This is a genomic window from Stenotrophomonas sp. FR010 (genome assembly GCF_047520755.2).
Taxonomy (GTDB): Bacteria; Pseudomonadota; Gammaproteobacteria; order Xanthomonadales; family Xanthomonadaceae; genus Stenotrophomonas; species Stenotrophomonas sepilia.
The window spans coordinates 419,818-445,629 of sequence record NZ_JAXBQT020000001.1 but is presented as its reverse complement, the minus strand read 5'-3'; the positions used below and the strand labels follow the sequence as shown (position 1 = coordinate 445,629).

Genomic DNA, 25,812 nt, shown 5'->3' with positions numbered 1-25,812 from the left:
GGTCGCGCCGGGTCGAAAGGCCCGGCGCGACATCGGCAGGCTCAGCCGCCGCGCAGGTTGCCCAGGCGCGGGGTGCTGCGGCCCAGCGGCATCTTCAGCTTGCCGATCGACAGGATACGGCTTTCGGCGATGCGGTCGGCTGCCCGCTGCGGCGCGATGTTCTCGCGTTGCGACAGTTCGAAGATGCGGGTGAGGTTGTGGTAGATGCTGCGGATCAGGCGCATCGCGCGTTCGCGGTTGTAGCCATCGATCTCCAGCGACACGTTCATCACGCCGCCCGCGTTGACCGCGTAGTCAGGTGCATACAGGATGCCGCGCGCATGCAGTTCATCGCCGATTTCCAGGCTCGACAGCTGGTTGTTGGCGGTACCGCAGATGATCTTCGCCTTGATCCGCGGCAGGGTGTCGGCGTTGATCGCGCCTTCCAGCGCGCACGGTGCGAACACATCGGCGTTCACTTCGTGGATCTCGTCCGGCTTGACCGCTTCGGCGCCGAAATCGCTGACCGCGCGATCAACCAGCGCGCTGTCCAGGTCGGTGACATACAGTTTGGCGCCGCGATCGCGCAGCAGCTTGACCAGCTCCATGCCGATGTGGCCCAGGCCCTGCACTGCGATGCTGGTCTTGCCCACTTCCTCATGGCCGAACTTGAAGCGCATCGCCGCCATCAGCGCCTGCAGCGCACCGTAGGCGGTGAACGGGGCCGGATCGCCGGAGCCGCCATGGACCTGGTGCACGCCGGTCACGAACTGGCTCTCCAGGTAGATGTTCTCCATGTCGTTGACGTCGGTACCGACGTCCTCGGCGGTGATGTAGCGCCCTCCCAGCGAGTCGACATAACGGCCGAAGGCGCGGAACAGTACTTCAGTCTTGTCCACCTTCGGGTCGCCGATGATCACCGCCTTGCCACCACCGACGTTGAGGCCGGCCAGCGCATTCTTGTAGGTCATCGTCCGGCTCAGCCGCAGCACGTCGGCCAGCGCCTCGTCGGTGCTGGCATACGGACGCATGCGCACGCCGCCCAGGGCCGGGCCCAGGGTGGTGTTGTGGATGGCGATGATCGCCTGCAGGCCGGCATCATGGTTGTGGCAGAACACCACTTGTTCGTGGCCGGTGGTGGCGAGGGTTTCGAATAGCATGGCGTCTCCGATGGCGCGAACAGCGGCGAACTGCAGCGAACGGCCAGTGAACGGTAGGGTCCCAAAACAAAAAAAGCGACGTCGTCATGGCTGGGGGACGGGTCGCGCGGCGCCATTCTAGTCCATTCCCCCGGCCGGTGCCGTCGACATCGCATGCCTTGCAGTTAAAGAAGATGAAAATGCGGCCGATGCTGCGACGACGGCGGGTGGCCGGATTCGCGTGAAGAGGCAGGCGGTCAGTGACGGCAAGGGCACCACAACGACAGGGCAGGCGGCGATGACAGCGGCCTGGTGGCGATCGCTGCGCGGCTGGCTGGCGCGTTCGACCGGGGCGGCACCGTCGCGGCTGGTTGCTGCGTCCCGCCAGGCGGTGGCCGCCGCAGCGGCGAGCCTGCAGGGCGAGGCGCTGCCCCCGGCCGAGATCGCTGCACATCTGCAACGTGGCCTGCATGCGCTGGCCCTGTACCCGCGTCTGGCCGGTGAATCCACGCCGGTGCAGGCCGCAGGGCTGGGCGAGGCGGTGGCGCGCGCGCTGCAGGACCGCAACTGGGCGGCCAGGCAGCTGCCCCGCCGGCCGCAACTGCTGCCGCAGCTGATCCAGACCGTCAACGACGATGCCGCCTCAGCGCGGGTGATGGCCGCGATCATCGGTCAGGACCCGGTACTGACCGGCAACCTGCTGCGCATCGCCAACAGCCCGGCCTACAAGGTGCATGAGCGCCCGGTCGAAAGCCTGCAACGGGCGGTGACACTGGTGGGTACCGAAGGCGTGCGGCAGATCATCAGTGCGGTACTGGTGCAGCCGGTGATGCAGGTGCAGTGCGAAGTGTTCCCGCAGTTCAGCACGATCATCTGGGAGCACGCATTGCTGGCCTCGCGCGCGGCTGCAGACCACGCACGCACGGTTACCTTCGGTGATGCTTTCGCCGCGCAGTGGCTGGGCCTGGTGCAGGGACTGGGCGCGTCACTGGTAATGCGCCAGCTGCTGCAGGAAGCGCAGGCCCGCGGCGAGGCCGTGGAGCCGGCGTTGGCCCTGCAGATGTTGCAGCAGTGGTCGTTGCCGTTGGCGCAGCGGGTCGCCGCCGCATGGGAGCTGCCTGAGCCGGTTCACCAGGCCCTGGCGGTGGATGCAGAAGGGGCGCTGGCCGACAGCCTGCGCCTGGCCAGCGCCGCTGCAGCGGCCAGCCTGTTGTGCCGCCATGGGCATGCCAGCCAGAGCCGCATGCTGGCGCTGCTGGAGCAGCTGCCTTCAGCCCCGCCGCATGCATTGCGCTGGATCTGGCGGCGCCTGCATGGGCGCAGCGTGGAAACGCTGGATGATGCCGGACAGGACCAGGCCGGCCCGGCGGCCTGAGTACTACAGCTGCGATTCGACCGGCAGCCAGCTGATGGCCCGCGCGGTCCAGCGCTTGCCCAGGCTCGCGCCGGGTTCGGCCTCCACCCAGTGCGGTGGCGGTTCACGCTCCAGCCAGCGTAGCCGGCCTCGGTCGTCCAGCGCCAGCCACCAGCTGTGCCTGGGGTCCGCCAGGCGCAGGTACTCATCGCGCAGCTGCGCCCCCAGCACCGGGTCGTCGAACAGTACGCCCATTTCGGTGTTGAGGTAGGCCGAGCGAGGGTCGAGGTTGAACGAGCCGACGAAGCCGCGGCGGTCGTCGACCACGAACGCCTTGGTGTGCAGGCTCGCGCCGCTGCTGCCGAACATGCCGGCATCGCCGGACTGCCCCTGCGCCTTCAGTTCGTACAGGTGGACGCCCGCTTCGAGCAACGGCACGCGGTAGCTCATGTAGCCGCCGTGCACGGCGGCGACGTCGTTGGCAGCCAGTGAGTTGGTCACCACGCCGACCTGCACGCCCCGCCCGGCCATGGCCGAAAAGCCATCCAGGCCTTCGTTGCCTGGCACGAAGTAGGGTGAGATCAACAACGTTTTGTGCCGGGCGGCCTGCAGCTCGCTGATCAGGGTCGACACCAGCCAGGCAGCGCGATCATCCCTGCGATGCTTCATCGGCGGGTCCGAGACGATGCGCACTGCACTGCTCCAGTGCAAAGGCTCGGGACTCGGGCGTTGCCGCTGGCGCGATTCGGCCACGCGCGCAAGGTAGGGCCGGGCCACGTCCCGCTGCGCCTCATGATCCGATTCGCGCACCAGCAGGCGCAGCTGTGCATCGGTATGGAAGGCAAGCGCGGATACCGGAATGGCGGCCTCGCTGTTCCAGTAGTCGTCGAAGATCCGGTTGGCCTGCTCCACGGCAGGGCCGGCGACCAGCAGGTCCAGATCCTGGAAGTTCACATCGGTGCGCGCGCTGAAGTACTCCTCGCCGATGTTGCGGCCGCCGACGATCGCGACGCGGCCATCGGCGATCCAGCTCTTGTTGTGCATGCGGTGGTTCACGCTGAAGAAGCGTTGCACCATCTCTACCACGCGCAGGATGCCGGTCCGGTTGCGGAACGGGTTGTAGAGGCGGATTTCAATGTTGGGGTGCCGGTCCAGCGCCATCATCAGCGCGTCCTTGTCCTTGGCGTTCATGTCATCGAGCAGGATGCGCACGCGCACACCGCGCTCGGCGGCGTCATGCAGCGCCTTGGCCATCAGGTGGCCGATCAGGTCGTCGTGCCAGATGTAGTACTGCAGGTCCAGGCTGCGGCCAGCGTGCGCGGTGATCATCGCGCGCGCGGCGAAGGCATCCATGCCATCACTGAGGAACGCTACGCCTGATTGCCCGGGATGCGCGTCCTGCAGCGGCACGATCTGCTGGTCGATGCGGGTCTGCGCCGGCTGCAATGGCAGTACATGCGAGGGCGCGCCCTGTGCCTGTGGCGTGAGATGGTCGGCCAGCAGCAGCCCGGACAGGACCAGCAGCAACAGCGCGGCGAGGATGATTGCAGCGACGCGCAACAGGCGTCGCCACAGGGGCATGGGCAGGCTCATGCCTCGATGGTAGATCCACGCCCTGCGTGAAGGAATGCCTGCAGGATCGATAGGGCGTCAGCGCCCTTGACTTCGGCAAGGGATCCGACCCCGCGGGCGTCACGGATGGGGGGCGGACCCGTTTCTGCAGGAAAGGGCCCTGACCCGCAGGCCTCAGAACCGCTCGTCGCTGCCCAGGTAACGCCACTGCGCCGGCGGCAGCGGCCCCAATGCCACGCGGCCGATGCGCAGTCGGCGCACGGCCAGCACCTGCAGCCCGGCGGCGGTCACCGACACGCGCAGCCCCTTGGCGGTCAGCCCCTTGCCGGCAAAGCGCAGGCGCTGCTCGCTTTGCCAGCTGACCTTCGCGCCGCCGGATTCCTGCTGCAGCCGCGCCAGCAGCCACGGTCCTCGCTCGGGGCCGCCTTCGGCCACTTCGATCAGGTATTCCTGTTCGGTGCGGCCCAGATTGCGCTGTAGATGGGCCAGCGTGGCCGGATCCTGGCTGACCACCACCAGGCCGCTGTCGCTGGCCGGAAGTGCAGCGGCCAGCTGCAGGCCGTGGAAATGGCGCTGCAACGGACGGATGTCGCTGGCATCAAGTTCGCTGCGGCTGTCACTGCTGACCAGCGCACACAGGGTCTCAGCAGCAACGCCGGCCGGCTTGTGCAGCAGCATGCTGACCCGCTCGGCCTTTTCATCACTGGCCTGCTCGGCCACGACGATCACCACGCTGTCATCGACCGGGCGCTGTGGCTGTTCCACCACTTCGCCGTCGACCGTTACCCAGCCGCCTTCGATATAGCGCCGCGCTTCGCCGCGGGGGATGCCGAGCAGGGCGGAAAGGCGTTTGTCGAGACGGATCGGTTCCATGGCGGGCAGGTCGGGCAGGGGGCGCGCAGTGTAGCTGCTGCGGCCGGTCAGCGCTGGCTGCGGTTGGCCAGCTCGGTCAGGTACAGACGGGTATCGAACTCCAGCTGCAGGTAATCCGGTTCCATGTGCTGGCACAGCTGGTAGAAGGCCTTGTTGTGGTCGGCTTCCTTCAGGTGGGCCAGCTCATGCACCACGATCATGCGCAGGAACGCCGCTGGCGCCTGGCGGAATACCGTAGCGATGCGGATCTCGCGGCTGGCCTTGAGGCGGTTGCCGTGCACGCGGGAAATGGCGGTATGCGTACCCAGCGCGTGCTTGATCACTTCCAGGGTGTTGTCGTAGCAGACCTTGTTGAGCGGCACCGACTTGCGCAGGTAGCGATCTTTCAGCGCCTGGGTGTAGTCGTACAGCTGGCGGTCGCTGCGCACCTCGTGCGGGTCGGGATAGCGCTGCTGCAGCCAGGGGCCGAGCTTGCCCTGCGCCAGCAGTTCGCTGACCTGGGCGACCAGGGGTTCGGGGTAGCCGGTGAGGTACTTCAGGACTGCCATGCAGGGGCGGCGGGGCGTCGGTAGAATGGAAGCATCCAAGATTACACGCGGTATGTACCAACCATGGCAAAGCCCAACGCGCTGCAGGAACAATTGCTCAAGGCCGGTCTGGCCAAGAAGTCGCAGGCCAGCGCCGCCGCGCGGGAGCAGGCCAAGGCCCGCCAGGGCAAGGCCGAATCGGCCTCGGCCGAGGTCCAGCGTGAGGCTGAACGTGCCCGTGCCGAGAAGGTCGAGCGCGACCGTGCGCTGGCCGCCGAGCGCAATGCCCAGGCCAGGCAGGCGGAACAGAAGGCACAGGCGAAGCAGATCATCGCGGCCCATGCAGTACCCCACAAGGGCGATGACGAGTATCGCTTCAGCGATGGCGCGGCGATCCGCACCCTGCTGATCGACCCCAAGCTGCGCAAGGCGCTGTCGGTGGGCGTGCTGGTCATCGTCGCCAATGGCGAGGGTTACGCCCTGCTGCCGCGCGCCGCCGCCGAGAAGGTGCGCGAGCGGGCCCCGGAGGCGATCATCGTCGACCACGGCCAGCCGGGCTCGACTGCCGAGATCTCCACCGGCAACGCCGAGGACGACGCCTACTACGCCCAGTTCCAGGTGCCGGACGACCTGATCTGGTAAGCAAAAAAGGGGACGGAGGGGATTAAGTTGCGATCGACCTGATTGGATCCGTTGGCGTTCTGCTCAGCTTGCTGAAGGCGCACCGGCCATGGCTCGGCGCAACACAGGCCTGCTCCTTTGTACGCGGGTGTATCGTCCCCATATCAGGCGACACACCTGCGGAGGAAGACCATGGCCACTGGTTGGGCGGGAGATGGCGCGGTCCAGGACCAGATCGACGCCACCGTCGACGATGCGATCGCCCGCGCGCGACGCCAGCTGCGGCAGGGCCCGGGCCTTGAACACTGTGAGGAATGTGACGCGCCGATTCCGTTGGCGCGACGTCGTGCTGTGCCGGGAGTTCGCCTGTGCGTGGCGTGCCAGCAGGCGCATGACGAAGAAGCGCAGGCGCATGCCGGTTACAACCGGCGCGGCAGCAAGGACAGCCAGTTGAGGTAAAGGTTGTTCGGCAGGGCTGCGCCCTGCACCTGCTTGGAGCAACGGCAACGGCAAAAGCGTGCTATCCGTGGGATGGCGGGGTGGGTCCGATTGAGGGGGACGCTGCAAGTACGTCCATGTAAGCTCGGTCGCCGCATCCATGCGGCTCACGCCCCCTCAACCGGACCCACCCCGCCTTCGACAGATTTCCGCGATCTGTTGGAACCTGCTGCTGATGGTGGGTGCCGACCGTTGGTCGGCACGGGGTCGGATCCAATTCTGACTATCGATATCTGACAGATGTGCCGACCAACGGTCGGCACCCACCAACAGCGCGCGGAATCTGTCAGAGGTGGGGCGGTGTGGGTGGGCAGGACCGTTGGCGCCATGGATGGCGCCATCGAGCCCCCATGGATGGGTTTACGGCGTGTCCTGACCACCCACACCGCCCCGCCATCCCACGGAATGCCGCTCTTGATCTTGCTTCGGCTTCGGCCTCTGCAGGTGCAGGGCGCAGCCCTGCCGAAAACTACCCTCAGCCGTCGCCCTGGATGCCGCCGGGCGCCTGCGCCGGGTCACGCCAGCGGCGCACCGTGCGCTGGAAGAACAGGTTGTTCGGCAACTGCAGCACCGTGCCTTCGTGGCCGTCGCCGGTTTCCTGCAGCGTGGTGTAGATCAGGTTCACGTCGATCACCCGGCCTTTCAGGCCCGGCTTCTCGCCGTTCTCCAGCACTTCGATGTAGTCATGCAGGCGGAACGGGCGAGTGGTGAAGATCAGCAACGTGCAGAAGATGTTGGAGAGCACGCTCCAGGCCGCGAAGAAGGCCACTGCGCCCACGGCCGCGAAGCCGGTGAACGCGGTCCACAGCACTGAAGGCTTCGCGCCGAGCAGGCTGAGGATATACAGCAGGGCGCTGAAATAGACCACGAAACTGGTGATCCGGCGCGCGCCCATCACCATTTCAGGTGGCAGCGTGTAGTGCTCGGCAAAGCGCCGGATCAGGCGACGGGCCAGTACCCGCAGCAGCCAGGCGACCAGCAGCACCAGCACGATCTGCAGGGCCACGCCCGCGTAGTTCAGCCATGGGTGGCTCCAGGCCGGCAGGTGATCCTTCAGCGACAACATCATGGGGGCGAAAACAGGTGGCGGGAACGGCCTCGATGTTACCCGGCGCGTGCCGGGGTTTCGACCATCGGTGACCACGCCAGGCAGACCAGCTCCTGGCGATCCTGCTGCAGGCAGGCGCGGCCGTTGTCGGGGCACAACCGCAAGGACAGGCCCGATGCCTGCAGCACGACGCAAGCGACGATTACCAGCAGGGCGGCACAGGATGGGCTGGACATGGCGGAACTCCCTGGAGGTGTTTTCTCGAATGACCTTGCATGGATGCAGCCATCGTCGAAAAGGTTGCATGGCCTTGATCGGCGATCGGCTCTAAACCTTTTTCCGGGTCGCCGCATCCAAGCGATATGCTCGACACCACGATGCCATCGCCGCCTGCCGCCCACGCCCCTGTCGACGAACCCGCCCTGGTGCGGGCGGCCGCCGCCGGTGACACTGCGGCCTACGAACTGCTGTACCGGCGCCATGCGCCGCGCGTGTTCGCCGTACTGTGGCGCCTGTGCGGGGGCCAGCAGGCGCGTGCCGAGGATGCCCTGCAGGAAGCCTTCCTGCAGGCATGGAAGGCGCTGCCGGGGTTCCGGTTCGAAAGCAGCCTGTCGACCTGGTTGCATCGGCTGGGCGTCAACGCCGCACTGATGGAACTGCGCGGGCGCGCCGCCGGGCAGGACCACGACAGTCTGGAGGAGGTCGACGGCGGCGTGCAGGAGCTGGCGGTGCACGACCGTTGTGCCGGTACCGAGCGCGACCTGGAGCGCGCACTCGCGACGCTGCCTCCGAGGGCGCGTGCGGTACTGGTACTGCACGACATCGAAGGCTGGAAACACCAGGAAATCGCCGAGCAGCTGCAGATGGCCGTCGGCAGTTCAAAGGCACAGCTGCATCGTGCGCGCGGCCTGCTGCGCGCACGGCTGGGAGACATGACATGAGTACACACGAACACGATTGCGATCACGATCTGCTGGCCCGGCTGCGCGCGCTGCCGAACGAGCGCGATGTACCGGCCGATGGCTGGGCACGCCTGTCCGCGCGGCTGCCGCCGCGTGAACCAGAGGCAGCACCTGCGCCAACGGGCAACGTGGTGGCCCTGGCAACGCGTTCGCGGCGCCGCTGGTGGTTGCCGGCCGGCGCTGCCCTGGCTGCCAGCCTGGCGATCTACGCCGTGGCCCCTTGGCGGCATGCGCAGCCGGATATACCGGTGCCGTCCGCGCTGCAGTTGCAGGCTGCGGCGATGACCGAGCAGTACCGGCAGGCGGTGGCCTCGCTGCCCGCAGGCCGGGCACCGGAATGGCAGCCGGCGCTGCACGAACTGGATGAAAGCGCGGCACAGATCCAGGCCGCGCTGGCGCAGGACCCACGTGCGCCTCACCTGCTTGGCCAGCTCAAGCGCACCTATGCGCTGCGGCTGGAACTGACCCGGCAGGCGGCCTATGCCGCCGAGTCCGGCCTGACGACCTGAGGAGACCCCCGATGACACGAACCCTGATGACCTGCTGCGCCGCGCTGTTGCTGCTGCCCGCGGTGGCCCTGGCTGACACCCGGATCGACGAACGCCACAACCTGGCCGCCGGCGGCCGCATCGAACTGAGCAACGTGGCCGGCAAGGTGACCGTGCGTGGCTGGGACCGCAACGACGTGCAGCTCACCGGTACGCTCAGTGATGGCCTGCAGCTGCGCCAGGAAAAGAGTGCCAACCGCGTCCGCTGGGAGATCGAGTATCCGCGTCGCAGCAACAACGGCGGCGCAACGCTGGTGCTGAACGTGCCGCGCTCGGTGGAACTGCTGCTGAGCACGGTCAGTGCCAGCCAGGACATCAGTGGCATCGACGTGCGCCGCCTGCAGGCCGACACCGTCAGCGGCAGCCTCAGCGCCTCCGGTCGCAGCGGCGACAGCAAGCTCAATACGGTCAGTGGCGGTGTCAGCGCGCGCCTGCAGACCCCGAAGCTGGATGTGAACACGGTCAGCGGCCGCATCGAAGCCGGTGGCGGCGTGTCCGGTGACATCGGTGCACAGACGGTATCCGGCCGGGTCGAGGTCGATGCCGGGCGGGTGCAGCGGCTGGCGGTGGAAACCGTATCGGGCAGCATTGACCTGTCGGCTGCCGGGCTGGTGCCGGGTGGCCGGATCAATGTCGAATCGGTGAGTGCGTCGGTCAACCTGCGCCTGCCGCGCGCCGTCTCGGCGCAGCTGTCGGTGAACAGCTTCAGCGGGTCGATCAACAGCGATGCTGGCCAGGTGGAGCGGCCGCGCTACGGCCCCGGCAGCCATCTTGATACGCGGCTGGGCAGCGGCGACGGTGATATCCGCATCCAGTCGCATTCGGGCAGTGTTCGGGTAAGCCTGGATCGCTGAGCGCGATCCGGCAGGCCGCGGCGGCAGCGCCGCCGCGGTCGCTACTGGGTCAGCTGGCTTTCTTCAGCGCCCAGGTGGTGCCGAGGACTTCGATCTTGCCACCGGCCTTGCGGAACGCTGCCAGGTCCGAAGCGATCGAATCGCTGCTGACCACGGTGCTGGCGGCCGCGCCCTTGCGTTCGCTGCGGATGCTGTTGCTGGCCTTCGCGGGGGTCTTTGCCTTGCGGGGCATGGTTGCTCCTGTCAGGTGGAAGGGGAGGAAAGCGCCCAGGCATCAGCCTGGCGCAGGTAGTCCTGCCGCTCGCGGCGGCAGTCACTGCCGCCCATCGAGAACTGGCGGCAGATCGCCGGGCGCTGCGAATAGATCGTGCAGCGCAGGTGATAGGGATCGATCGCCGCACACCAGCCTTCCTCGTTGCGTGCCATCACGGCACGGCCGTGGGTGTCGCGTGACAGGAACTGGCCGGGCACGTGGTCGCCGGACTGCAGCAACACGGGCAGCCGGCAACAGACCGCGTCACAACGGCGGCAGTCGATGGGTGCATGTGCTGCGTCAGGTTGTAAGGCCTCAGGGGCCTGGCGGGTGCCCAAAGCGGGTCTCGATGGCGGCTCCGGTGGTACGCGGACCATGAACGAGCCAGGAAGGCATGGCCGCTAGGCCCGCAGGGCGGGCCAGGCTGCACCGTGGACACACACCGGCGTGGCCGGTGGAAGGTACAGCAGGGTTCTAGCCGACCAAGAGTAACTTAGTTCGCGTAACGTTTTGTTAATCCTGGCTGGCTGCCGCCAGCGCAAGGCCCTGGACCACGCCCAGCGAGGGCTCGCCGTGGACCATGCGGGCGCCCGGGAAGGCCTCCGCAACGGCCTGGCGCAGATACCCGGCGCGGGACATGCCGCCGGTCAGGAACACCGCGTCCGGGTCGCCGCCGATGTCGCTGCGGACCTGGGCCAGCAGCTCCCGGAGCTGCTCCAGATAACCATGGGCGGCTGCGGCCAGGCCGTCGGCGCTGCTGTCGGCATGCAGGTCGCGGGCGATGTAGTCCAGCGTGCTGCGATGTTCGCTGGCGGCGCTGAGGGCGATCTTGGCGCGCTCGACGTCGCGGTACAGGCGGGCGGTATTGCCGGTGTCCTGCAGGGCCTGCAGGCGCGCGCCCCACGGATTGTCGACATGGTCATACTTGTGCTGGCGGAAGTCGCGCTGGCGGGTCATGTCCTGCACGGTGGCCGCTTCCACGTAGTGGTGGGCGGGCACGCGGGTGATGCCGCGGCCGAACAGCGGCATGTAGCTGGACAGGCTCAGCGCCAGGTCGATGTCGGTACCGCCGCGGGCGATGCCCCAGGCGCGGTGGATGCGCGGGGCGTCGTCGCCGCCGACTTCGGCGTGGGCGATATCGGTGGTACCGCCACCGATGTCGACGATCACGGCCTGGTGCCGTTCGCGGCTTTTGGCGTGATAGTGCATGGCCGCCGCGGCCGGTTCCTCGAGGAAATCGATCTGGTCGAAACCGGCCTGGCGGGCGGCTTCGCGCAGGATGTCCAGCGCCTGGTCATTGCCGGCCGCACCGATCGAGCTGCGGAACTGCACCGGACGCCCGAGCAGGGCCGCTCGCAGCGGCTGGCCAAGCTGGGCGCTGGCGGTCAGGCGGATGTGTTCGAGGATGTGCGCGGCGATGCCGGTGATGGTCTGCTTGGCGCGCGGGTGCAGGTTGTAGCCGAGCATCGATTTCGGGCTCTGAACCAGGTTGCCTTCGTGTTCCTCGAAATAGGCTTCCAGCGCTTCGTCACCGTAGACCGCATTCTGCAGCAGGTCGCTGGCACTGCGTTCCTTGCCGGCACGGGCCTCCATCCATTCCCGGCGCAGCGCGCGCAGGGCTTCGCGGCGCAGCGCCTGCGGCGTGCGTTCCTGGCCGGCGGCGCGCGCCGCACGCGCAGCGCTGTCGATCATCTGCTGCAACTGGTGCTCCTGGCCGTCATCGAGCTGGAAGTCATCCAGGTCGGGCACCACGCCGGGGAAGTACACGCTGGTCCGGAACTGTTCGGCGTCGCCGAAGCGGATCGGCAGCAGCTTCCCTTCATGCACGATGGCGGCGGCGGAGTTGCTGGTACCGAAGTCGATGCCGAGGCGCATGGGGAGTTCCGGGGGCGATCAGGGGCCGCGCACTCTGCTGCAGTTCGCCGCCGACTGCAAGGTCCCGCAGTTTCCTGTTCCGGGCCGGGTCAAGGAGGTCGCGGCGTACTGCCCGGAAAAGGCCAGGGGAGCCGGACGGTTACAATGGCGGCTGTTGATTCACTTTGAGGTACTTGCTGATGTCTTCTGCCCCTGCCTGCCCGCAGTGCACCCTGGAAAACACCTACGCCGATGGCGCGCTGTGGATCTGCGCCGACTGCGGCTTCGAATGGACCGCCGAGGAAAGTGCCGGTTCGACCCTGGTCGTGCGTGACAGCAACGGCAATACCCTGCAGGCCGGTGACACCGTCACCGTGATCAAGGACCTGAAGGTGAAGGGCTCCTCGATCCCGCTCAAGCAGGGCACCGTGATCCGCAACATCCGCCTGGTCGAGGACGATGCCGAGCACATCGAAGGCAATTCGGACAAGATCAAGGGCCTGGTCCTGAAGACCTGCTTCCTCAAGAAGGCCTGACCGGCCTTCAGCGCCTGGCCTGCTGCCGTGCGCGCCAGCGGGCCAGGCTGTCCAGCTTGGCCTGGTAGCGCGCCTGCTGCGGCGCCCCGCCCAGTTCCTGTGCACGCAGCAGCTCACGATCGGCGTGCTTGAGCTGGCCCGCCAGGAAATAGACCCGCGCCAGCCCGAAGTGGAACTGGTGCGCGGTGTCGTACAGGCGCACGGCCTGCCGGTAATAGCGGATCGCCTGCTGCAGTTGCCCGGCGCGTTCGGCCTCGGCACCGAGCATGTACTGCGCGAACGGGTCTTCGCGCTGCACCGATTGCAGCCGCTGCTCCAGTGCTTGGGCCTGCGCAATCATGCCGAGCTTGCGGTAGAGGGCGCTGGCGTTGGTGAGTGCAGCATCCTGGCGGCCGTCCAGTCGCAGCGCCCTTTCCAGTGCCCGTCGCGCGGCGGCGGTATCGCCCGCGCGATTTTCCAGCACGCCCAGGTTGTTCCAGGTGGCAGCGAAGCTGTCGTCCTGCGCCAGCGCGGTATCGAAGAAGGTACGTGCGCCCGCCAGGTCGCCGCTGGCCATGCGCTCGGCACCGCGATTGTTGTAGAAGTGCGCCAACGCCCGCGCCTGGCTGATCGGCAGCGGCCCGCGGCGGTCGTACAGCACATTGCGATCCAGATCGACGGTGGCGAAGCGGCCGGCGAAGCCGACCCCGGCATTGACGTGGCCTACGCTGTAGACCAGGCCCTGGGCCTGGTCCTGGTACCACGACACCACCTGGCCGACCTCCTGCACGCGCGCCTGGATGCCGGCTTCGCGTGCCAGCGCCACGAACATCAGGGTAAAGGCCAGGCAGTTGGCGCGTCGCTGCTGCCAGATCTCGCTGACGGTAAGGGTCGCGTCGGCGTCGTACTGCAGGTCCATGCCATGGCGGTCGAAGATCATCTCCACCAGCGCCTGCAGGCGTTGCTCGCGCGAATAGCTGCGACGGGTCACCTGGGTGTGCAGCATATCGAGCATGGCCGGTGGAATCGCGAACACCTGCTGCGGCGTCGGAATCGTCGGCGCGGCGGTGCTGGCAGTGAGCGCAGGGACTTCGTTCGCGCCAGGGTTCAGGGCGATCGCGGAGGGTGCCGCCAATGCGGCCAGTGCGAGCAGAACGGATCGGGCGGCAGGACGGTACATGACGGCTCCCGGCAGCGGCGGGCGCTCCCGCCTGAGGCGAGTGTAGACCTGTGCGCGCACCCCTGCAGTGACCGCTGGTCGGTACGCGCGTTCATCCACAGCCGGTGTGGACCAGCGCTCGACAAAGCTGTGGACAACCGCGTTGGGGCCCCGTGCGAAGGGCGTTGTGAGGGTGTGGTGAAAAAATGGCCAGCTTGCCCGCCACCGGCGCAGGCGGGATGATCCGGTCATGGACTTCTCCCCGCTGACGCTCGCTCCGGCGCAGTGGCAGGCGCTGCAGGACAGCTATGCGACGCCACCACGTGCCTACCATCACTTCGGCCACGTGCGTGCGGTGCTGCAGCACTGCCAGGAGGTTGCCGACGGTCCAGGCTGGCAGCAGCCGGCCGAGGTCTACCTGGCCGCGCTCTACCACGATGCGATCTATGTGGCGGGGCGAAAGGACAACGAGGCGCGTTCGGCGCAGCTGGCCCTGCAAGTGATCGCGCAGGCGCCGGAACTTGCCACGGTCGACGCGGCCCGGGTCGAGCAGCTGATCCTGCTGACTGCCCGCCATGGCGAGCTTGGCCCGGACGATGTCGATGCCGAGGCCGCGTTGTTCCTGGACTGCGACATGGCGATCCTGGCCGCGCCGGAACCGGTGTTCAGCGCCTATGACCGCGGCGTGGCCGAAGAGTACAAGGGCGTGGTGCCGGGCTTCCTTTATCGCGCCGGCCGCCGCCGTTTCCTGCAGGGCCTGCTGCGTGCACCGCGCATCTTCCTTAGCGAATTCTTCCACCAGCGACTCGACGCGGCCGCGCGCGACAACCTGCGCCGGCAGCTGGGCCGCTGAACCAGCCCGGTACACTGGGGCCTGTTTCCACCGATTGCCGCTTCCAACCGTGTCTGTCCCTGATCCCGATCCCCGCCCGTTGCCGCCGGAAGAGCCCGGTCCGAACGAATGCTGCGGCAGCGGTTGCCCGCTGTGCGTGCTGGACCTGTATGCCGACGAGCTGCAGCGCTATCGCAAGGCGTTGGCCGAATGGCTGGCGCGGCACCCGGAGGCGTCCGCATGAGCCGCGCGCGCCCAGCGGCACTGCTGGCGCTGGCGGCGCTGCTGCTGTTCGTGGCCACCGCGCTGTGGACCCAGTTCGCACGCACTGATCTGGACTGGGTGCGGGCCACGCTCAGCCTCTACCTGCACGGGCCGTGGGGGCTGGCATTGCGCGCGGCCTACTGCCTGCTGGCATTGGCGATCGCCCTGCTCGGCATCAGCCTCTACCGGGGCAGCATCGGCCCGCGGCGCAGCGCGGCGGCGCCGCTGCTCTTCACTGTCTCGGCGCTGGGCCTGGCCACGGTCGCCATCGGTGACAGCTGGCTGCCGGAAGCGACGCCGCTGCTGGCACCGTTCATCCATGGGCTGGCGGCCAACACTGCGTTCCTGTGTGCCAGCGTCGGCATGCTGCTGCAGGCCTGGTACCTGCGCCGCGAACCGGGTTGGCAGTCCGCCGCGGGCCTGCTCTGGGGCTGGGCCTGGCTGGCGTTCGTACTGTTGTGGCTGCATGTGTTGTGGCGTGGCGGTCCGCCGCGCGGGCTGGGCCAGAAGGTCGTGATCGTGGTGATCGTAGGCTGGCTGCTGTACCTGGCGCTGGCACTGTACCGGCGCAGTAGGCGTACCACGGCCGACTGAATCGCCAACGGCCTGCACCGGTACGTGCCGTGCACGCGGTGGCGGCGTATCGTGTGCGCATTCCATCGGGGATGCGATATGAAGCGTGCAGGGCTGGGCAGGGCAATGGGTGTGGTACTGGCGCTGGCCGCGCTGCCGGCGACGGCGGCGGGGACCCCGCAGCAGTTCAGCCATGGGCGGTTCGAGCAGATTCCGGTGCACATGCCGGCCGGCACGCCGCAGCGGGTGGTGATCTGGTTCCACGAGCCCACCCCGGGTGGTGACACCAGCCGCCTGCCGATCGAAGCCCTGCGTGCCGACGGCGCCATGGTTGCCGCTGTGGACATCGCGCACCTGCGCGGCGTGCTCAAGCGCGAGGGTGATCCGACCTGCTCGTTCGGCGCCGGTGACGTCGAGAACTTCTCGCGCTGGCTGCAGGCGTCCCTGCATCTGCCCGGCTACCACCTGCCGCTGGTCGGCGGTGACGGCGAGGGTGCCGAGATGGCCTATTCGCTCGCGGCGCAGGCCGACACCCAGGTGTTTGCCGGCCTGCTGACCACCGGCTTCTGCCCGGACCACAAGCATGAGCGCATGGTCTGCGGCGATGGTGTGAAGCACAACACGCTGCAGCCCGCCGAACTGAATTTTCCGTGGTTGAGTGCCGCTGGCGATCACGGCTGCAAGGTGGGCGAGGCCAGCCGGTTTGTTCAGCAGGTCACCATGGCGCGCGAATTCAAGCGAACCGCGCGCGGTGATGCCTCACCCGGTCTGGTGGCCGCAGCGCGGGTGATCGGCGCGCAGGCCGGGGTCAGTCTGGCACCGCCGCCGGCCGCGCTGAAAGGCCTGCCGGTGGTGGAAGTACCGGCGAGTGGCAACGGTGACACGCTGGCCGTGTTCGTGTCCGGCGATGGCGGCTGGGCCGGCCTGGACAAGGACGTGGCGTCGTCGCTCAACGAGCACGGCGTGGCCGTGGTCGGCATCGACTCGTTGCGCTACTTCTGGAGCGAGCGCACGCCGAAGGACTTCGCCGCTGACCTGCAGAAGATCATCGACCACTACCGCCAGCAGTGGCACCGCGACAAGGTGATGCTGATTGGCTTCTCGCAGGGCGCCGACGTGCTGCCGGCCACCATCAACCAGCTCGACGCCGGCACCCGTGACGCACTGGATCGTATCGTGCTGCTGTCGGTAGGCAGGAAGGCCGACTTTGAATTCCACGTCAGCAACTGGCTGGGCGGTGGCGGCGATGGCCTGCCGATCGCACCGGAGGTGGCCAGGCTGCCGGCGGAAAAAACCCTGTGCGTATACGGCGACAAGGACGAGGACGCACTGTGCCCGGACCTGCCGGCCAATGACGGCGTGAAGCGGGTGAAGCTGCCGGGCGACCACCATTTCGGCGGTGACTATGATCGGCTGGCCGAGGTGATCCTCAAGGGCGGGGCGTAGCGCCGGGCCACGCTGGCCAGCGTGCTGGAAAATGCCGACCTTGGTCGGCGCTGGCGTGTCGACCAAGGCCGACACCTGCCGGGTGGTGCGGGTCGTCAGTTGCGCCGCGGGTCCAGAGAGATCAGGCGCGTGGCGTCCAGCAGCGCCGCTGGCAGGTGCATGCCGCCAGGCGCGGCGAGATAGCGCGGCCGCCACTGCGGATCGAACTTCGACTTGAAGCGGCGCAGGCCACTGAACCCGTAGAAACGTTCGCCATGCCGCGCCAGCAGGCCGGCCAGGCGGTTCCAGCGGCCAGCCAGACGATGCTGTGCCAGCCCGGAAAGCGGCGCCATGCCCAGCGAGAAACGTGCATAGCCCTGTGCGCGGCCCCACAGGAACAGCTCGATGAAGAGGAAGTCCATCGTGCCCTTCGGTGCTTCGCTGACGTGGCGCATCAGGTCCACCGACAGCTCGGCGCCGGCCGGTGCCTGCCACAGGTTGGCGAAGGCCACGATCTGGCCTTCGGCCTCGACCACCGCCACCGGGAAGCGCACCAGGTAATCCGGGTCGTAGCTGCCGAGCGAGAAGCCCTTCTCGTCGCCGGCCTTGTCTTCCAGCCAAGCGTTGGAGATCGCGTGCAGGCGCGGCAGCAGGCTGGGAACTTCCTCCACGGGCGCCACGCGGAAGGACAGGCCACCCCGCTTGCCCCGGTTCCAGGCCTGGCGCAGGTCGGCGCGCTCGCGCCCTTCCAGGCCGAAATCATGCAGCGGCACCATCGCTTCTTCGCCCAGCTTGACCAGCCCCAGGCCGAGGTCAAGGTAGGTCTGCCAGTAGGACTCGCCGACCTGGTAGAAGACGGGGCGCAGGCCGAGGCGGTCGGCTTCCTCGCGGAAGCGCCAGATCAATGCGCGGGCGACGTCCGGCGGGCCGACCGGGTCGCCCATCGCGATCAGCGACCCCCCATAGCGCTGCATCATCACGAAGCCCAGTTTCGCTTCATCGCGCAGCACTGCCTTGTCAGCGGTCAGCACCAGGCAGGCCTGGGTGTCGGTGGCACCGGCCAGGACCGGCGCCAGCGATTGCAGCGTCGCTTCATCGGCGGCGGGTAGCGGGCTGCGCGTGCTGTGCAGCAGCCGCGCCAGGCCGAACATCACCAGCGCGATGGCCACCACCAGCAACGCGCGCAACGCGCGCGGTGCGTTGCCGGAGACCGCGAACTGCCACCACAGCTCGTTCTGGTATTCGACATGGCTGTAGGTGAAGAACAGCAGCCAGGTCACCGCCACCAGCACCAGGCCCAGGTTGCGCAGCCACGGCCACGACCAGGCTTCATCCAGCAGCGCACCCTGGCGGTAGAACTCGCGGCGCGCGGCCCACAGCGCCATCGCCACCAGCACCGCCGAGACGGCGATCAACGGTTGGCCACCGCGCAGCCACAGCGGCAGCGGGGTGGCCACGCACACCGCCATCGCCAGCATCCACGCCGCGTGGCTGCGCCGGGCCAGGCCCTGCCCGATCAGCAGCAGCGCGACACCACTGAGGCTGCCGATCAGGTGCGAGGTTTCCAGGATCGGCAGCGACGCGTTGACTAGGTGCCGACGTGGCGTGGGCAGCGTGCCGTCGATGACCAGCGCGGCACCGATGCTGAACACCGCCAGCGCAATGATCTGCGGCAACCATGGGCGCAGTGCGTTCCAGCCGGCGCGGGTTGCCCCGGCACTGGCCTGCAGCGGCTGGCGCAGCGCGGGCGCAAGGGCGAGCAACGTGGCCAGCACCAGCGGTAGTACGTAATAGGTCACGCGGTAGATCAACGCGGCCGCCAGCACCGCCGCCGGCGCCACCTGGGGCAACAGCTTCAACAGGCTCCATTCGAACACGCCCAGCCCGGCCGGCACGGTCGAGACCAGGCCGGCCAGTACCGCGACGAGGTACAGGCCGACGAAGCCGGGCAGGCCGGTGGGTGTCGAGTCCGGCAGCAGCACATAGAACGCTGCGCTGGCCAGCACCAGCTCGATCACGCTGAGCACGGTGACGCCGAGCATGGTGCGGCGGTCGGGTAGCCACAACGTATGGCCGAACACGCTGAACTGCCGTCCATCGCGACCGACCAGCAGCACGGTACCCAGATAGGCGAGCAGGGCGACGATGCCGACGATGCGCACGGCATCGGGATTCAGTGGCAATGCCAACGCCGCTGCCGCCGGTTCCATGCAGAGCGCCACGCTGATCAACAGCCACGCACCGAATACGAAACCAAGCGTGCTCATCAGCACCACCTGGCCGATCTGCGCCAGGTCCAGGCCGGCGCTGCGGTAGCCACGCAGGCGCACTGCGCCGCCGGTCAGCGCGGCAAAGCCCACGGTCTGGCCCAGCGTATGCGCAAGGAAGGCGGTGATGCCGATGCGTGCCGGATGCACGCGGATGCCGCTGCGGCGTAGGCCGATGGCATCGAAGCCGATCAGGCAGGCGTAGCTGGCCAGACCGAGCACCACGGTGAGCGTGATCTGCAGGCCACTGAGCTGGCGGAACGCCTGGCGGATGGCGCGGTAGCCGTGCTCATCGAATTCACTGGCCAGGCCATGCAGGGCCAGCGACAGGATCAGCAGGGGAACGACAATGGTGAGGATCCGCTTCCATGCCGGGGTGGAGGAAGCGGCGGCGGGGTTGGTGGCTGCGGTCATCGGCGCAAGGGTGCGTCAGGAGGGGCGAGTGCGGTGTCAACGCGGGGCGTGGCGCATCGTGCGCCTGTCGCCGCCATTTGACCAGCGGATGTGTCGGAGCCCGGTAGTGACGTCTCTCGCGGGGACCCGTGCACCCACCGTTGACCGGATTGGAGGACAATGCGGGCCTGATCACCCGCAGGAGCCACGCCCATGATGGAGCGTTACGACGTCGGACCGCGCATGTCCGAAATGACCGTGTACAACAAGGTCGCCTACCTCTCCGGCCAGATTCCGGAAGACACCAGCCAGGACATCACCGGCCAGACCCGGCAGGTGCTGGCGGAGATCGACAAGCTGCTGGCGCTGGTCGCCAGCGATCGCCAGCACGTGCTGCGTGCGGAAGTGTTCCTGGCCGACATCGCCGACTTCGACGGCATGAACAAGGCGTGGGACGAGTGGGTGGTCGAGGGCGCGACCCCGGCCCGCGCAACCTTCGAAGCCAAGCTCGCCCACGCCGAGTGGAAGGTCGAGATCGTGGTGACGGCAGCGGTGCCGTAACTGCGGGATGGGGTCAGATCCCTTTCCTGCGGAAAGGGATCTGACCCCTGTTACAGCGGCACCAGCTCGATGCAGTCCACCGGGCACGGCGGGATGCACAGCTCGCAGCCGGTGCACAGGTCGGCAATGACCGTGTGCATGTACTTGGCGCCGCCGACGATGGCGTCCACCGGGCAGACTTGGATGCACTTGGTGCAGCCGATGCAGTCGGCTTCGACGATCAACGCCACCTGGGCCGCCTTGTGCTCGCCGCGCGAACGATCGAACGGAATCGCCGGTACGCCCAGCACCTGCGCCAACGCCCGTGCACCGGCGTCGCCACCCGGCGGGCAGCGGTCCACACCCGCCTCGCCACGTGCCATTGCCTGCGCGTACGGGCGGCAGCCGTCATAGCCGCATTGCCCGCATTGGGTCTGCGGCAGCAGGCGGTCGAGGCGTTCGGTCAGGGGCGGGATCAGGCTCATGCGTGGCGGAGGCTGCGCGTTGGGTTATTTCAGGGGCTTGCCGCGGAACCAGCGCTCGTGGGCCAGCGCCAGCATCGGCTTGTCTTCGGAACTGTCACCGTAGGCATGGATGCGCACGTAGCGCGACAGATCGAACTGGCGGCGGATGTGCTCGGCCTTGCGCGGACCGCAGTCGCCACCGGCGTAACGGCCGGTCAGGCGGCCGTCCTGGCTTTCCAGCCGGTTGCAGATCAGCTGCAGGCCCAGCTGCTCGCACCACGGCCGCAGGTACAGGTCCAGCGAGCCGGACACGATCACGACGGTGTGCTGCTGTTCCTTGTGCCAGCGGATCTGCTCCAGCATTTCCGGGCGCACCACGTCGGGCAGGAACTCACGCGAGAAGCCGGCGGCCAGCGTGGCGATGTCATCGCTGTGGCGGTCACTGAAGGTCAGGCGGGTGACGCGGGCGCGGATGCGTTCGGCCGAGATCAGCTTCAGCCTGTACGCGGCCAGCCACGGCCCGACTTTCCACCATGGCTGTGCCAGCTGTTCGGCGGTGGCCACGCGGCGCAGGAAGCGGCCATAGGTATCGCAGGTGGTCACGGTGTGGTCGAAGTCGAACAGCGCCAGTTCCATTGCGTTGCTTCCCATCGCGTTGCCTCCCGGGGCCGGAGCTGCCGGCGGGCGTGGCCGTAACCACGCCCGCTGCAGGCATCAGCGGACCGGCATGCCCGGCTGCGCGCCGCTGTCGGCGTCCAGCAGCGCCAGTGCGCCACCGTCGAAGCCGGCCGACAGGATCATGCCTTCGCTCAGGCCGAAGCGCATCTTGCGCGGGGCCAGGTTGGCGATGAACACCACGCTGCGGCCCACCAGCTTCTCCGGTTCGCCGTAGCTGCCACGGATGCCGGAGAAGATCTGGCGCTTGCCCAGCTCGCCGGCGTCCAGTTCGAAGCGCAGCAGCTTGTCCGAACCTTCCACGAACTCGCAGACCAGCACCTTGCCGATGCGCAGGTCGAGCTTGGCGAAATCGTCGATGCCGATGTAGGCCGACGCGTCGGCGCTCATTGCTTCGTCCTTGGCCGGGGCCGGAGCCGGGGCGGCCGGCTTGGCGGCGGGGGCAGCGGCAGCCGCCGGCTGCAGGGTGTCCTTGGAGGCGTCGATCATGGCGTCAATCTTCTTCGGGTCAATACGGGTGAACAGCGGGGTGTACTCGGTGATGCGGTGTCCCAGCAGCGGTTGCGCCAGCTCGGTCCAGTCATTCACCGGCGCGGCGAGGAAGGCCTCGGCCTGCGCGGCGGTGGCCGGCAGCACCGGCTTCAGGGCGGTGACCAGCACGCGGAACAGGTTCAGGCCCTGGCTGCACACGGCCTGCAGCTGCGCATCGGCGCCTTCCTGCTTGGCGATGACCCACGGCTTGACGTCGTCGATGTAGCGGTTGGCTTCGTCGGCCAGGGTCATGGTCAAGCGGATCGCCGCGGCCGGGTCGTTGCGCTCGTAGGCTTCACGGATCGGCGCCAGGCCATCGACGAAGCGCTGGTACTGCGCCGCATCGGGGAGCTGCGCGGCCAGCTGGCCGTCGAAGCGCTTGCTGATGAAGCCGGCGCAGCGGCTGGCCAGGTTGACGAACTTGCCGACCAGGTCGGCGTTGACGCGGGCGATGAAGTCACCCAGGTTCAGGTCGAGATCGTCGACGCCACCGCCGGACTTGGCGGCGTAGTAGTAGCGCAGCGCTTCCGGCTCCAGACCAGCATCGAGGAAGGTACGGGCCATCACGAAGGTGCCGCGCGACTTGCTCATCTTGGCGCCGTCCACGGTCAGGTAGCCGTTGACGTGCAGGCGGGTCGGCGCGCGGTGGCCGGTTCCGTGCAGCACCGCCGGCCAGAACAGCCCGTGGAAGTTGACGATGTCCTTGCCGATGAAGTGGTGCAGTTCGGTGGCGGTGCCGGCACGCAGGTGCGCTTCGAAGTCCTCACCGATCCTGCCGCACAGGGTCTGGAAGCTGGACAGGTAGCCGATCGGCGCGTCCAGCCAGACATAGAAGTACTTGCCCGGCTGGCCGGGAATCTGGAAACCGAAGTACGGCGCATCGCGCGAGATGTCCCACGCGCGCAGGCCGCCTTCGGCATTGAGCCACTCGCCCAGCTTGGCCTTCACGCCCGGCAGGGCGACATCGCCGGCCAGCCACTCGCGCAGGAACGCATCGAAGTGGCCCACCTCGAAGAAGAAGTGCTCCGAATCGCGCATTTCCGGCGTGGCGCCGGAGATGACCGAACGCGGCTCCTTCAGGTCGGTCGGTGCATAGGTCGCGCCGCAGACTTCGCAGTTGTCGCCGTACTGGTCGGCACTGCCACAGTTCGGACAGATGCCCTTGACGTAGCGGTCGGGCAGGAACATGCCCTTGGCCGGGTCGTAGAACTGCGCGACCGAACGGCGGCTGATGTGGCCGGCCGCTTCCAGCTTCAGGTAGAACTGCTCGGTCAACGCCTTGTTGGCCGCCGAATTGGTCGAGTCGTAGTGGTCGAAGGCCACGCCGAAGGCGGCGAAGTCACGTTCGTGGCTGGCCTGGATGTTGGCGATGAAGGTTTCCGGGGTGACCCCGGCCTTTTCCGCGGCCAGCATGATCGGCGTGCCGTGGGTGTCATCGGCGCAGACGAACCAGGTCCTGCCGCCGCTCATTCGCCGCGCACGTACCCAGATGTCAGCCTGGATGTAGCCGACCAGATGGCCCAGGTGCAGCGGGCCGTTGGCGTAGGGCAGGGCGGTGGTGACGAGCGCGGTACGGGTCATGGTCGCGGGGTGAAGCCGAGGGGAACCGCAGAGTATCGCATGCCCGCAACGACGTGACCCGGCTGGGGCCGGGTCACGGGGTTGAAGCAGGTGCGGGGCGCTTATTCGCGCTGCCAGGTCTGCGCACGGCAGATGAAGGCGATGCAGCCGGACACGTCCAGCCGGGTGCCGCCGGGCTGCAGTTCCATCTTCGACTTGTAGGTCTTGCCGTTGGCCGGGTCGAGGATGGTGCCGCCGGACCACTTGTTGGCGCCGTCGGCCTTCAGGTTCCAGAGGATGGTCATGCCCTTCACCGGCTTGTTCCTGTTGGCGCCTTCACAGCCGTCACAGACCGGGTTCGGGCCCTTGTCCGAGTGCAGGATGTCGACCACCTTGCCGGTCAGCGTGCCGTTGGGGGCCTGGGTGATCTCGACGATCGACTTCACCTTCCCGGTCTTGTCGTCGATGGTCTTCCAGCGGCCGGCGGCGCCGTCGGCGGCCTGCGCCGAGAGCGCGGCCAGGCACAGCGGCAATGCCAGCAGCAGGGTCTTGAAGGTCTTGCGCATGGTCCCCTCCCAGGGTTCATTCCGGCACGGTGCCGGCATGGGTCGACTGTATACCCATTCGGCGGAGTATGGGGAAGGGGGGCGTTGCAGGGTTGCGCCCTGCACCCGCGGTAGTGCCGGCTGCTGGCCGGCAACCTCAACGGCGGGATTCCGTGGGATGGCGGGGCGGTGTGGGTGGGCAGGACACGCCGTAAACCCCGCTCCGCGGTCCGGCCCAGCCGCTGGCGGCTGGGCGTTCGGGCGCTTGCGAAGCAGTGCTTCGCAAGCAAAGCGCCCTCACCCATGGGGGCTCGATGGCGCCATTCATGGCGCCAACGGTCCTGCCCACCCACACCGCCCCACCTCTGACAAATTCCTTCGGCTGTTGGTAGGTGTCGACCTTGGTCGACACGGTAGATCCACGCGTGGATGACGTTTCCGGTGGCGGCGATGGGGTCAGATCCCTTTTCCGTCGGAAAAGGGATCTGACCCCAGGGCCGTCAACCGACTTCGTACAGTTCCAGCGGCAGGCTGTCGGGGTCGGCGAAGAAGGTGAAGCGGCGGCCGGTGTATTCGTCCACGCGGATCGGTTCGCAGGCCACGCCATGTGCGGCCAGGCGTTCGATGAACGGCTCCAGCGCAGCGACCCGGAACGCGAGGTGGCGCAGGCCCTGGGCCTCCGGGCGGCTGGGGCGGGGCGGTGGCGAGGGGAACGAGAACAGTTCCAGCTGTCCGCCGTCGGGCAGGGCCAGGTCCAGTTTCCAGGAATCGCGCGCAGCGCGGTGGTTCTCGGCCAGTACGCGCAGGCCGAGGATACGGACGTAGAAGTCTTTTGAACGCGCGTAATCGCTGCAGATCAGTGCCGCATGGTGGATGCCCAGCAGGGCGTCGGAACCAGTGTTCATTGCAGGGTGTCCAGCCAGCGCTGGGCGATCTTCAGTGCCAGCGGATAGGGTTCGGGGGCGTTGCGGTTGGTCAGCACGATCACGGTCAGGTGCTTTTCCGGGTGTCGCACGATCACATTGCGGAAGCCGATGCTTTCGCCACTGTGCCATTGCACTGGGCCGTTCAGGCGCCAGCCGAAGCCGTAGTGCGGCACATCCGGTTCGGATGTCGATGTGGCCGGGCTGAACATCGCGCGGCGCGAGGCCTTCGACAGCAGGCGGTCGTCGTACAGCGCCGCATCCCAGCGGGCGAGGTCGTCCAGCGAGGAGTAGATCCCGCCATCGCCGAGCACGGCACTGGTGGCGCTCTGGTCGGTGCGCTGCCAGCGGCCATCGATCCAGCTGTAGCCATAGGCGCGTGCGGCGATGGTATCGATGCCGTCCTGATGGGCCACGGTGTGGGCCATGCCCAGTGGACGGAAGATGCGCTGCTGCAGGAAGGCTGCGTAATCTTTCCCGGACGCGCGGCCGACGATCAGTGCCAGCAGCGCATAGCCGCTGTTGCTGTAGTGGTACTGCGTGCCCGGCGCGAAGTTCAGCCGGTCCTGGCGCGACAACAGGGCCAGCACGTCGGCGTCATCCACCTGCCGAGTATCAGCCGGATCCATCAGGTCTTCGTAGTCGAGCAGGCCACCGGTGTGCGAGAGCAGCTGGCGGATCGTGATGGCTGCCGCAGCCGGTGGCAGTTCGGGCAGCCACTGCCGGGCAGGTTGATCCAGCCCAAGCCGGCCATCCTCCACCAGCAGCAGCACCGCCGCAGCGGTGAACTGCTTGCTGACCGAGGCCAGCCGGAAGTTGCTGGCCGGGGTGACCGCGGTGCCGTCCTCCACCACCGCCAGGCCGTAGCCGCGGCGGAACACTACTTGCCCGTCGTGCAGTACCAGGACTGCAGCACCGGGTACCTGGCCGTCGTAGGCCTGCATCAGCCCGTCGATGCCCGCATCCGGTGGCGTCAGCACCGGTGCGGCGATACCCGTTGAAGGCAGCAGGCCCAGCACGACGGCGAACAGGGCGACGGCAGGGCGCATGGTGGCTCCGGAGGG

Annotated in this window: 29 protein-coding genes; 12 read left to right on the top strand and 17 right to left on the bottom strand. The window is 67.8% G+C overall.

Features of this window, described 5'->3' with window-relative positions:
- Nucleotides 1–41: 41 nt before the first annotated feature.
- The gene (locus ACM0PK_RS02080) at nucleotides 42–1,139 is read right to left on the bottom strand and encodes a Glu/Leu/Phe/Val dehydrogenase dimerization domain-containing protein (RefSeq protein ID WP_004153019.1); all 1,098 of its coding nucleotides are present in this window, start codon (nucleotides 1,137–1,139) and stop codon (nucleotides 42–44) included.
- A 277-nt stretch (nucleotides 1,140–1,416) separates the two neighbouring features.
- Between ACM0PK_RS02080 and ACM0PK_RS02075 the strand changes: the two genes are divergently transcribed.
- A complete protein-coding gene (locus tag ACM0PK_RS02075) occupies nucleotides 1,417–2,493 on the top strand; it encodes an HDOD domain-containing protein (protein ID WP_065185469.1) in 1,077 nt (358 codons plus the stop codon).
- A gap of 3 nt (nucleotides 2,494–2,496) precedes the next feature.
- Here the strand turns inward: ACM0PK_RS02075 and ACM0PK_RS02070 are convergent, their stop codons facing one another.
- From ACM0PK_RS02070 to ACM0PK_RS02060, 3 genes are all read right to left on the bottom strand, one after another.
- Nucleotides 2,497–4,053: a phospholipase D family protein gene (locus ACM0PK_RS02070; RefSeq protein ID WP_231114083.1), complete on the bottom strand. Its 1,557-nt coding sequence runs from the start codon at nucleotides 4,051–4,053 to the stop codon at nucleotides 2,497–2,499.
- Between the two features lie 165 nt (nucleotides 4,054–4,218).
- Complete coding sequence (locus ACM0PK_RS02065) at nucleotides 4,219–4,917, bottom strand: RNA pseudouridine synthase (protein ID WP_065185471.1); 699 nt, start codon at nucleotides 4,915–4,917, stop codon at nucleotides 4,219–4,221.
- Nucleotides 4,918–4,964: 47 nt separating this feature from the next.
- Entirely contained in the window at nucleotides 4,965–5,465 is a 501-nt protein-coding gene (locus tag ACM0PK_RS02060; protein ID WP_065185472.1) for a M48 metallopeptidase family protein, read from the bottom strand.
- A 63-nt stretch (nucleotides 5,466–5,528) separates the two neighbouring features.
- Between ACM0PK_RS02060 and ACM0PK_RS02055 the strand changes: the two genes are divergently transcribed.
- Together ACM0PK_RS02055 and ACM0PK_RS02050 are read left to right on the top strand one after the other, a co-directional pair.
- Nucleotides 5,529–6,086, top strand: a complete 558-nt coding sequence (locus ACM0PK_RS02055) for a DUF2058 domain-containing protein (RefSeq protein WP_005418186.1) — start codon at nucleotides 5,529–5,531, stop codon at nucleotides 6,084–6,086.
- 171 nt (nucleotides 6,087–6,257) lie between these two features.
- Nucleotides 6,258–6,524, top strand: a complete 267-nt coding sequence (locus ACM0PK_RS02050) for a DksA/TraR family C4-type zinc finger protein (RefSeq protein ID WP_138952764.1) — start codon at nucleotides 6,258–6,260, stop codon at nucleotides 6,522–6,524.
- Nucleotides 6,525–7,038: 514 nt separating this feature from the next.
- Here ACM0PK_RS02050 and ACM0PK_RS02045 read toward each other — a convergent pair.
- Together ACM0PK_RS02045 and ACM0PK_RS02040 are read right to left on the bottom strand one after the other, a co-directional pair.
- Nucleotides 7,039–7,632 (bottom strand): mechanosensitive ion channel family protein, encoded by a 594-nt coding sequence (locus tag ACM0PK_RS02045; protein ID WP_005418176.1) that lies wholly within the window; start codon nucleotides 7,630–7,632, stop codon nucleotides 7,039–7,041.
- 35 nt (nucleotides 7,633–7,667) lie between these two features.
- The gene (locus ACM0PK_RS02040; protein WP_061480628.1) at nucleotides 7,668–7,847 is read right to left on the bottom strand and encodes a hypothetical protein; all 180 of its coding nucleotides are present in this window, start codon (nucleotides 7,845–7,847) and stop codon (nucleotides 7,668–7,670) included.
- Between the two features lie 126 nt (nucleotides 7,848–7,973).
- Here ACM0PK_RS02040 and ACM0PK_RS02035 point away from each other — a divergent pair, with 126 nt between their 5' ends.
- Genes ACM0PK_RS02035 through ACM0PK_RS02025 form a run of 3 tightly spaced genes read left to right on the top strand, consistent with a single transcriptional unit; the run spans nucleotide 7,974 to nucleotide 9,975 of the window.
- A complete protein-coding gene (locus ACM0PK_RS02035; RefSeq protein ID WP_414607038.1) occupies nucleotides 7,974–8,552 on the top strand; it encodes an RNA polymerase sigma factor in 579 nt (192 codons plus the stop codon).
- Nucleotides 8,549–9,082 carry a hypothetical protein gene (locus ACM0PK_RS02030; protein ID WP_334272024.1) on the top strand — a complete coding sequence of 178 codons (534 nt, stop codon included), beginning with the start codon at nucleotides 8,549–8,551 and terminating at the stop codon, nucleotides 9,080–9,082. The genes ACM0PK_RS02035 and ACM0PK_RS02030 overlap by 4 nt, the downstream gene beginning before the upstream one ends.
- An 11-nt stretch (nucleotides 9,083–9,093) precedes the next feature.
- Nucleotides 9,094–9,975 carry a DUF4097 family beta strand repeat-containing protein gene (locus tag ACM0PK_RS02025; protein ID WP_252744417.1) on the top strand — a complete coding sequence of 294 codons (882 nt, stop codon included), beginning with the start codon at nucleotides 9,094–9,096 and terminating at the stop codon, nucleotides 9,973–9,975.
- A gap of 49 nt (nucleotides 9,976–10,024) precedes the next feature.
- On the opposite strand, the gene ACM0PK_RS02020 is transcribed toward ACM0PK_RS02025, so the two are convergent.
- From ACM0PK_RS02020 to ACM0PK_RS02010, 3 genes are all read right to left on the bottom strand, one after another.
- Nucleotides 10,025–10,207 (bottom strand): hypothetical protein, encoded by a 183-nt coding sequence (locus ACM0PK_RS02020; RefSeq protein ID WP_005410566.1) that lies wholly within the window; start codon nucleotides 10,205–10,207, stop codon nucleotides 10,025–10,027.
- Between the two features lie 11 nt (nucleotides 10,208–10,218).
- Nucleotides 10,219–10,512 carry a YkgJ family cysteine cluster protein gene (locus ACM0PK_RS02015; protein ID WP_072169117.1) on the bottom strand — a complete coding sequence of 98 codons (294 nt, stop codon included), beginning with the start codon at nucleotides 10,510–10,512 and terminating at the stop codon, nucleotides 10,219–10,221.
- Between the two features lie 229 nt (nucleotides 10,513–10,741).
- Nucleotides 10,742–12,103 (bottom strand): Hsp70 family protein, encoded by a 1,362-nt coding sequence (locus tag ACM0PK_RS02010; RefSeq protein WP_414607037.1) that lies wholly within the window; start codon nucleotides 12,101–12,103, stop codon nucleotides 10,742–10,744.
- 179 nt (nucleotides 12,104–12,282) lie between these two features.
- Between ACM0PK_RS02010 and ACM0PK_RS02005 the strand changes: the two genes are divergently transcribed.
- Nucleotides 12,283–12,618, top strand: coding sequence for a zinc ribbon domain-containing protein YjdM (locus ACM0PK_RS02005; protein WP_010482882.1), 336 nt, complete (start codon nucleotides 12,283–12,285; stop codon nucleotides 12,616–12,618).
- A 7-nt stretch (nucleotides 12,619–12,625) separates the two neighbouring features.
- Here ACM0PK_RS02005 and ACM0PK_RS02000 read toward each other — a convergent pair whose 3' ends face one another.
- Entirely contained in the window at nucleotides 12,626–13,777 is a 1,152-nt protein-coding gene (locus ACM0PK_RS02000; RefSeq protein ID WP_414607036.1) for a transglutaminase domain-containing protein, read from the bottom strand.
- Nucleotides 13,778–14,006: 229 nt separating this feature from the next.
- Between ACM0PK_RS02000 and ACM0PK_RS01995 the strand changes: the two genes are divergently transcribed.
- The 4 genes from ACM0PK_RS01995 to ACM0PK_RS01980 all read left to right on the top strand — a co-directional run bounded on the left by ACM0PK_RS01995 (nucleotide 14,007) and on the right by ACM0PK_RS01980 (nucleotide 16,871).
- The gene (locus ACM0PK_RS01995) at nucleotides 14,007–14,609 is read left to right on the top strand and encodes an HD domain-containing protein (RefSeq protein ID WP_088496759.1); all 603 of its coding nucleotides are present in this window, start codon (nucleotides 14,007–14,009) and stop codon (nucleotides 14,607–14,609) included.
- 49 nt (nucleotides 14,610–14,658) lie between these two features.
- Complete coding sequence (locus tag ACM0PK_RS01990) at nucleotides 14,659–14,832, top strand: oxidoreductase-like domain-containing protein (protein ID WP_061480629.1); 174 nt, start codon at nucleotides 14,659–14,661, stop codon at nucleotides 14,830–14,832.
- Complete coding sequence (locus ACM0PK_RS01985) at nucleotides 14,829–15,446, top strand: DUF998 domain-containing protein (RefSeq protein WP_111200931.1); 618 nt, start codon at nucleotides 14,829–14,831, stop codon at nucleotides 15,444–15,446. The genes ACM0PK_RS01990 and ACM0PK_RS01985 overlap by 4 nt, the downstream gene beginning before the upstream one ends.
- A gap of 78 nt (nucleotides 15,447–15,524) precedes the next feature.
- On the top strand, nucleotides 15,525–16,871 hold the full coding sequence (locus ACM0PK_RS01980; RefSeq protein WP_414607035.1) for a virulence factor family protein: 1,347 nt from the start codon (nucleotides 15,525–15,527) through the stop codon (nucleotides 16,869–16,871).
- A 95-nt stretch (nucleotides 16,872–16,966) separates the two neighbouring features.
- Here the strand turns inward: ACM0PK_RS01980 and mprF are convergent, their stop codons facing one another.
- A complete protein-coding gene (gene mprF, locus ACM0PK_RS01975) occupies nucleotides 16,967–19,531 on the bottom strand; it encodes a bifunctional lysylphosphatidylglycerol flippase/synthetase MprF (RefSeq protein ID WP_414607034.1) in 2,565 nt (854 codons plus the stop codon).
- Between the two features lie 192 nt (nucleotides 19,532–19,723).
- Between mprF and ACM0PK_RS01970 the strand changes: the two genes are divergently transcribed.
- Nucleotides 19,724–20,071, top strand: a complete 348-nt coding sequence (locus ACM0PK_RS01970; RefSeq protein ID WP_005418155.1) for a RidA family protein — start codon at nucleotides 19,724–19,726, stop codon at nucleotides 20,069–20,071.
- Between the two features lie 50 nt (nucleotides 20,072–20,121).
- Here the strand turns inward: ACM0PK_RS01970 and rnfB are convergent, their stop codons facing one another.
- The 6 genes from rnfB to ACM0PK_RS01940 all read right to left on the bottom strand — a co-directional run bounded on the left by rnfB (nucleotide 20,122) and on the right by ACM0PK_RS01940 (nucleotide 25,797).
- Complete coding sequence (gene rnfB, locus ACM0PK_RS01965) at nucleotides 20,122–20,535, bottom strand: Rnf electron transport complex subunit RnfB (protein WP_414607033.1); 414 nt, start codon at nucleotides 20,533–20,535, stop codon at nucleotides 20,122–20,124.
- Between the two features lie 24 nt (nucleotides 20,536–20,559).
- The gene (locus tag ACM0PK_RS01960) at nucleotides 20,560–21,150 is read right to left on the bottom strand and encodes an HAD family hydrolase (protein ID WP_414607039.1); all 591 of its coding nucleotides are present in this window, start codon (nucleotides 21,148–21,150) and stop codon (nucleotides 20,560–20,562) included.
- A 78-nt stretch (nucleotides 21,151–21,228) separates the two neighbouring features.
- Nucleotides 21,229–23,301: a methionine--tRNA ligase gene (gene metG, locus ACM0PK_RS01955; RefSeq protein ID WP_072169113.1), complete on the bottom strand. Its 2,073-nt coding sequence runs from the start codon at nucleotides 23,299–23,301 to the stop codon at nucleotides 21,229–21,231.
- A 101-nt stretch (nucleotides 23,302–23,402) separates the two neighbouring features.
- Nucleotides 23,403–23,846, bottom strand: a complete 444-nt coding sequence (locus tag ACM0PK_RS01950) for a DUF2147 domain-containing protein (RefSeq protein ID WP_049415741.1) — start codon at nucleotides 23,844–23,846, stop codon at nucleotides 23,403–23,405.
- A gap of 479 nt (nucleotides 23,847–24,325) precedes the next feature.
- Complete coding sequence (gene gloA2 / locus ACM0PK_RS01945) at nucleotides 24,326–24,730, bottom strand: SMU1112c/YaeR family gloxylase I-like metalloprotein (RefSeq protein ID WP_414607032.1); 405 nt, start codon at nucleotides 24,728–24,730, stop codon at nucleotides 24,326–24,328.
- Entirely contained in the window at nucleotides 24,727–25,797 is a 1,071-nt protein-coding gene (locus ACM0PK_RS01940) for a serine hydrolase domain-containing protein (RefSeq protein WP_414607031.1), read from the bottom strand. The genes gloA2 and ACM0PK_RS01940 overlap by 4 nt, the downstream gene beginning before the upstream one ends.
- Between the last annotated feature and the right edge of the window lie 15 nt (nucleotides 25,798–25,812).

What these genes read in the sequence shown, in the direction of transcription:
- ACM0PK_RS02005 (WP_010482882.1), top strand. Translation starts at nt 12,283, where the DNA reads ATGTCTTCTGCCCCTGCCTGCCCGCAGTGCACCCTGGAAAACACCTAC.
- ACM0PK_RS02000 (WP_414607036.1), bottom strand. Translation starts at nt 13,777, where the DNA reads ATGTACCGTCCTGCCGCCCGATCCGTTCTGCTCGCACTGGCCGCATTG.
- mprF (WP_414607034.1), bottom strand. Translation starts at nt 19,531, where the DNA reads ATGACCGCAGCCACCAACCCCGCCGCCGCTTCCTCCACCCCGGCATGG.
- ACM0PK_RS02030 (WP_334272024.1), top strand. Translation starts at nt 8,549, where the DNA reads ATGAGTACACACGAACACGATTGCGATCACGATCTGCTGGCCCGGCTG.
- ACM0PK_RS02025 (WP_252744417.1), top strand. Translation starts at nt 9,094, where the DNA reads ATGACACGAACCCTGATGACCTGCTGCGCCGCGCTGTTGCTGCTGCCC.
- ACM0PK_RS01950 (WP_049415741.1), bottom strand. Translation starts at nt 23,846, where the DNA reads ATGCGCAAGACCTTCAAGACCCTGCTGCTGGCATTGCCGCTGTGCCTG.
- ACM0PK_RS02040 (WP_061480628.1), bottom strand. Translation starts at nt 7,847, where the DNA reads ATGTCCAGCCCATCCTGTGCCGCCCTGCTGGTAATCGTCGCTTGCGTC.
- ACM0PK_RS02055 (WP_005418186.1), top strand. Translation starts at nt 5,529, where the DNA reads ATGGCAAAGCCCAACGCGCTGCAGGAACAATTGCTCAAGGCCGGTCTG.
- ACM0PK_RS02060 (WP_065185472.1), bottom strand. Translation starts at nt 5,465, where the DNA reads ATGGCAGTCCTGAAGTACCTCACCGGCTACCCCGAACCCCTGGTCGCC.
- ACM0PK_RS02045 (WP_005418176.1), bottom strand. Translation starts at nt 7,632, where the DNA reads ATGATGTTGTCGCTGAAGGATCACCTGCCGGCCTGGAGCCACCCATGG.
- ACM0PK_RS01980 (WP_414607035.1), top strand. Translation starts at nt 15,525, where the DNA reads ATGAAGCGTGCAGGGCTGGGCAGGGCAATGGGTGTGGTACTGGCGCTG.
- ACM0PK_RS02050 (WP_138952764.1), top strand. Translation starts at nt 6,258, where the DNA reads ATGGCCACTGGTTGGGCGGGAGATGGCGCGGTCCAGGACCAGATCGAC.
- ACM0PK_RS01960 (WP_414607039.1), bottom strand. Translation starts at nt 21,150, where the DNA reads ATGGAACTGGCGCTGTTCGACTTCGACCACACCGTGACCACCTGCGAT.
- ACM0PK_RS02070 (WP_231114083.1), bottom strand. Translation starts at nt 4,053, where the DNA reads ATGCCCCTGTGGCGACGCCTGTTGCGCGTCGCTGCAATCATCCTCGCC.
- ACM0PK_RS02035 (WP_414607038.1), top strand. Translation starts at nt 7,974, where the DNA reads ATGCTCGACACCACGATGCCATCGCCGCCTGCCGCCCACGCCCCTGTC.
- rnfB (WP_414607033.1), bottom strand. Translation starts at nt 20,535, where the DNA reads ATGAGCCTGATCCCGCCCCTGACCGAACGCCTCGACCGCCTGCTGCCG.
- ACM0PK_RS02010 (WP_414607037.1), bottom strand. Translation starts at nt 12,103, where the DNA reads ATGCGCCTCGGCATCGACTTCGGTACCAGCAACTCCGCCGCCGCCATC.
- ACM0PK_RS01995 (WP_088496759.1), top strand. Translation starts at nt 14,007, where the DNA reads ATGGACTTCTCCCCGCTGACGCTCGCTCCGGCGCAGTGGCAGGCGCTG.
- ACM0PK_RS02080 (WP_004153019.1), bottom strand. Translation starts at nt 1,139, where the DNA reads ATGCTATTCGAAACCCTCGCCACCACCGGCCACGAACAAGTGGTGTTC.
- metG (WP_072169113.1), bottom strand. Translation starts at nt 23,301, where the DNA reads ATGACCCGTACCGCGCTCGTCACCACCGCCCTGCCCTACGCCAACGGC.
- ACM0PK_RS02075 (WP_065185469.1), top strand. Translation starts at nt 1,417, where the DNA reads ATGACAGCGGCCTGGTGGCGATCGCTGCGCGGCTGGCTGGCGCGTTCG.
- ACM0PK_RS02065 (WP_065185471.1), bottom strand. Translation starts at nt 4,917, where the DNA reads ATGGAACCGATCCGTCTCGACAAACGCCTTTCCGCCCTGCTCGGCATC.
- ACM0PK_RS01970 (WP_005418155.1), top strand. Translation starts at nt 19,724, where the DNA reads ATGATGGAGCGTTACGACGTCGGACCGCGCATGTCCGAAATGACCGTG.
- ACM0PK_RS01940 (WP_414607031.1), bottom strand. Translation starts at nt 25,797, where the DNA reads ATGCGCCCTGCCGTCGCCCTGTTCGCCGTCGTGCTGGGCCTGCTGCCT.
- ACM0PK_RS01985 (WP_111200931.1), top strand. Translation starts at nt 14,829, where the DNA reads ATGAGCCGCGCGCGCCCAGCGGCACTGCTGGCGCTGGCGGCGCTGCTG.
- gloA2 (WP_414607032.1), bottom strand. Translation starts at nt 24,730, where the DNA reads ATGAACACTGGTTCCGACGCCCTGCTGGGCATCCACCATGCGGCACTG.
- ACM0PK_RS02020 (WP_005410566.1), bottom strand. Translation starts at nt 10,207, where the DNA reads ATGCCCCGCAAGGCAAAGACCCCCGCGAAGGCCAGCAACAGCATCCGC.